The sequence below is a fragment of the Kitasatospora sp. NPDC005751 genome, from assembly GCF_040630835.1.
GTDB lineage: Bacteria > Actinomycetota > Actinomycetes > Streptomycetales > Streptomycetaceae > Kitasatospora.
Genome location: NZ_JBEXYC010000127.1, coordinates 1 through 4948, shown reverse-complemented (window position 1 = coordinate 4948; position 4948 = coordinate 1). Strand labels below are relative to the sequence as shown.

General features: G+C 69.8%; 2 protein-coding genes and 1 pseudogene. All 3 read left to right on the top strand.

Annotated elements, in window-relative coordinates; genetic code table 11:
- A partial coding sequence (locus tag ABZ497_RS36415; RefSeq protein WP_359812346.1) for a hypothetical protein occupies window positions 1-1497 on the top strand: 1497 nt, incomplete at its 5' end.
- Complete coding sequence (locus tag ABZ497_RS36410; protein ID WP_359812344.1) at window positions 1497-2312, top strand: hypothetical protein; 816 nt, start codon at window positions 1497-1499, stop codon at window positions 2310-2312. The genes ABZ497_RS36415 and ABZ497_RS36410, both read left to right, overlap by 1 nt.
- A gap of 18 nt (window positions 2313-2330) precedes the next feature.
- Window positions 2331-4948 (top strand): annotated as a pseudogene (locus tag ABZ497_RS36405) (hypothetical protein); the annotation flags it as partial.

Here is a 4948-nt window from a genome sequence, read left to right as displayed (position 1 = left end):
GGTCAGGCCCCCACCCTGCGCATACCGCACACCATTGGCATACCGCAGGGATCACTACCTGTCACCACCGACAACAGAACGAAAATCTCAGTAGGGGAGGAGCTGAAGGCCTACCAGATGTCGGAGATCGCCCTGTACACCATCGACCAGGTGGCGATCGCCATGGACTTCGACACCGGCGCAGGACACCGCCAGGTCGTCGACCGGGTCCAGCAATTTGCCCGGCAACAGGCGCCCGCCCGCCCGGCCGAGGAGCACGCCCGGGTTGCGACCTGGGTGCTGGAGAGCCTGATCAACACCGGCGATCTCGAGCGGACGTTCCGACACGACTACGGGTTCTTCGACGCCGACGGTGTCTACCAGGTGTTGACTTGGCACTTCAAGCTCATCGAGGAACGCCGCGACGCCGAGGGGCGCCTGTATCTGCGCGCGTCGAACGAGGCGCTGAACGTTCTCGTCGGTGCTCTGGACACCGATGTCGAGTCCGCGCAGGTCGCCGCAGAGGTCAAGCTCGACAATCTCATCCGACGCGGCCGGCTCGCGGACGCGAAACTCGTCGCGGAGCAGGCGCGGATTCGCACTATCCAGTACGGCGAACAGATCCGGGCGCACCTGGACGCGACCCGCCGCAACATCCAAGCGGTTGACTGGTTGGAGAAGATCCCCGACTTGATCGATCAGTCGCTGGCGCACATTCAGGAACGAGTCCGCGCCGAGCAGGCCATCGCCCAGAGCATGCGAGACGCCCGCGACGAGGCCGACGACGGCGACCGCAAGAGCCAGGCCGCGGAACTGGTGGAGATCGTCGAGGACTGCATCGTGCGGCACGGCCGTCTCCAAGGCCGCATCATGGACGCGCATGACGTCTTCCGCGAAGAGCAAGACCGCCAACAGTTCTCCCCGCAGCCCCAGCGGGCAGCCTTGGACCTGCACGGCCAACTGCTTCGGCCGCTACTCGACCTGCCGATCACCCAGGCCCTTCAGCCAGCGGGCCGATTCTTCGCCCAGTCCGCAGGCCCTGACCTTCCTGACCTGCTCGACCTGGCCGCCCTGGTCACCCTGCTGCTGAGGCCGACACCGCAGCGGGCCCGATTCGCCGGGGAGGTGCCCGACGTCGACACACAGCCGTCCCCGGAACACCGGCGCTTCAGCTCGCAACTGTGGCAGCAGGCCGAGGAACTCCTACACCGTCCGGGGGCCGCCCGCACCTTGTCGAGCCTGCTCGACGAAGCCGCCGCCCTCGACCCCGAACTGCCGCACCTGGTAGCGCTTCTGGGCGTCGACGCGCACGGCCCGCAACCCCACGCCGCGCTGCGCCGCCGCGAGGAGCACATCGTGCTGGCCGTGCCCGCCGACACCACCTTCGACACCCAGGGCTTCCACGGCGACGAACTGCTGATCACCACAGCCCGGCTCACCCGCACCCCCGATACCGCGCACGCGGCCGGGAGCCCCGGGCCCACCCACACCGACCCCACCGACGGGAGCACGCAGTGATGACCCACCCCGGTGCCGCTGACGACGTCGAGGCCGCGGCGCTCCTGGTCAGTTACGGCTTCAGGCCCAAACTGCGCCCCCACCGCCAAGAGGGCTACGGCGACCTGGTGCGCCGTTACGACGAGGACCCGTCCTTCCACGCGCTCGTCGACCGCTGCGCGGAAGGCCTGGGCCTGCGCGTCGTCGCCGTCACCATGCGTTCGGGCACCGTCCTTGGGTCCCGGCCCGGCTCGGTGTTCGAACCCAAGCTCGAGCAGTACGCCCGCCAGACCCGTCGGCCCGACATGCGCGAACCGGAGCGGCTCCTGCACGCCGTCGCGCATCTGGCGATTGCCGCCCTGAGCTTTCCCCGCCCGCAGGACCTGGCCGATGACGGCTACGTAGGATGGGTGACCGTGCAGGGCGTCGACGACCTGGTCGCCCACATCTGCCAGGAACTGGACGACCGGGCCGCGGATGATGGCCACAACACCGACCCCGCCGCCGAGGCCCCCGCCCTGGAGCGGGCCTGGCGCGCCTACCTACGTCGCCCCGGTTCTGCGTCCACCACCGACGGCCGCCTCGCCCCGCCCACCCGCGAGGCGATCGTGGCCAAGGCCCTGCGCTACCTGGTCGACCAGGGCATGCTCGCCGAACGCGGCGACGAGGACACCCCGGGAAAGGTCTTCCGCACCACCAGCCGCTACCAGCTGCAGGTCCGCGACCTGGCCGCGGTCGAGGCCTACGACGAACTGCTGCGCCTGGGCGTCGTGCCGCCGGGGGACGCCACGCGGGCGACGCTGCGCGTGTCCGTCACCGACCCGACCCTGCTCTGACCCGAGGGAACATTTCGCATGTACGAACTCTCCCGGATCCGGCTGTGCTCGGTCGGGCCGGCCGGTGCCCGCTTCCATGACGTCGTCCTGGACTTGCGCGGGGCGGGCCAGCCCATCGACGTCGAGCAGGATGACCTGTTCGGCCCCGCGACTCATACCCTGCGCCCGTCGCCTGCGAGCATCCTCTTCCTGGAGAACGGCGGTGGGAAGACCGTCCTGCTCAAGCTCGTGTTCTCGGTGCTGCTGCCAGGCCGCAAGCAGGTCAAGGACGCCCCGAACCCGCGCCTGATCGAGGACTTCGTCCTGGCCGGGGACGTCTCCCACGTCGTCCTGGAGTGGATGCACGCCACCACGGGAGACCTGCTGGTCTCCGGCAAGGTGATGACGTGGAAGGACGACGTTGTCTCGAAGGTCACCAAGAACTTCCAGGAGGGCTGGTACTACTTCCGCCCGAACGGCACCCTCAACCTGGAGAACCTGCCCGTCACCGAAAACGGCCGCTACCTCGCCCTGGACGCCTTCCGCCAGCAGACACAAGAGCGTCAGGCCGAAGACGAGAGCCTGGAGGTGACCTGGCCGCCCAGCCACACCGGATGGACCGATCGACTGGGACTTCTCGGCCTGGACCCGGCGCTGTTCCACTACCAGCGAGTCATGAACCGCGACGAAGGCGAGGCCGTCCACGCGTTCGCCCTCGACTCCGACGCCCGGTTCGTAGAGTTCCTCCTGGAGGCCGTGACCGAACCCGAGCCGCTGGACGCGCTCGCCTCCCTGGTGGCCAAGCACGTCCACAAACTGGCCCAACGCCGCAGCCTGCAATGCGAAAGCGACTTCGTCTCCGGCACCTTGGACCTACTCGAGCCCCTGATGGACGCATCACGGGCTGTCACCACGGCACGGGCCGCCACCGGGCAGGCAACCCGGGACCTCACCCATTTCGCGGGCCAGATCGCCCGCCGGGTCCTGGAGGACGACCAGCGCGTCGAACAGCTCCGCGACCGTGCCGGGGAGCTGAAGGGAGAACTGGACCAGGCGGAACTCGATGCCAAGCGCTGGCAGGCGGCCGAAGCCCAGCAGGAACTCGCCCTGGCCGGCCTGCTCCTGAAGCAGGCCGAGGCTGCCCTGAGTAGTGCCAAAGACGACGTCGTGAGCGCCAACCGCCTCGTCGCCGCCTGGCATGCCACCCCCCAAGTGCTGCACTACCGGCAAAAGACCGCCGACGCCCAACTGCTGCGCGACCAGGTCGCCGCCGGCGAACAAAGGGCCCGGCCCGCGCTGGAGGCCCGCGACCGCCACGCCAGGCAGTTTGCCCTCGGTCTGCGCGCCTTGGACACCCAGGCGCGTGCCTCGGCGCAGACCGAGGTCACCGCCGCTGAACAGCACACGAAATCCGCCACCGACCAGCGCCACCTGCACGGCCAGGCCGTGTGCCGGGCCGCCGACGCAGCTGCCCAGGCTCGCACCCACCTCGACCGGGTCGCCGCTGCCGTCGCCGACGCCGAGCGCGCCGTGGCCGACCATCTGGCCCCCGGCGTCGACCTCCTGCCCGAGGCATCCCTCGAGGCCGGCAAGGCCCTGGAAGCCACCGCCGAACGCCTCGCCGGCCTGGACGTGGAGCAGGACGAGATCGCCGCCCTCCACGAGACGGCGCAAAACGCCCTCGAGCAGGCCGTCGGCAAGGAGGCCGAAGCGAAGAACCAGGCCCGGCGAGCCCACGACCGGCTCGACGACGCCGACACCCTCGCCGCCGCCCTGCACCGCGACCCCTTGGTGTCCGAACTCCTCGATGGCGAGCAGATCGACCTCGCCCAGGACACCGAGGTCCTGCGTGAACGCCTCACCGAACAGGCCTCACGAGCCGACAAGGACACCATCACCTTGCGCCTGGAGGAGATGCGTGACGAGCAGGCCCGCCTCGCACTGGCCGACGGCAAACGCCTGCCCCCACCCCAGATCCTCACCCACGCCTGCGAACGGCTCCAAGCCGAGAACATCTACGCCTGGACGGGCTGGGACTACCTCGCAGACCTCCCCGCCCACCGCCGCGAAGACCTACTGGCCCGAGCCCCCCACCTGGTCAGCGGCGTGCTTCTGAACGATCCCGCCGACCTCGATACCGCCCGCGGCGTCCTCGAACAGCTGCAACCCGGCGCCACGGCCTTCGTCTCGGTCGCCGCCACCGCAGCCCTCGACGACCCCGCCAGCCACCTCGCCGGGACCGCGTTCGCCCTGCCGTTCCACTCCGCCCTGTTCGACGACGACGCCGCCCGCGCGGAGCACCTCGCCATCGAGGAACGCTGGAACCAGCGCAGCGAGCAGCTCACACAGCTCACCGACCGCCGTCGCCAACTGGAGAACCTGCGCCACCGCCTCGACAACTGGCGCACCACCTACCCCGTCGGTGCCCTTGCCCTCTTGCGCGAAGCAGCCGCCACCGCCTCACAAGCCGTCACCACGGCCGAGGAACTCACTGCGGACCGGCGCACGCAAGCGGGCCGACTCGCCCAGCGCCGCGACCAGATCGTGACCGAACAACGTGCGGCCCGCGACACCCAGACCCGCCAGGACCTCACCTGCCGCCGCCTTGCCGAACTGGCCGAACGCCTCCACCAGATCCCGACCTGGAAGGAGCAGGC

Coding starts and splice junctions, on each gene's coding strand:
- ABZ497_RS36410 (WP_359812344.1), top strand. CDS start 1,497: ATGACCCACCCCGGTGCCGCTGACGACGTCGAGGCCGCGGCGCTCCTG.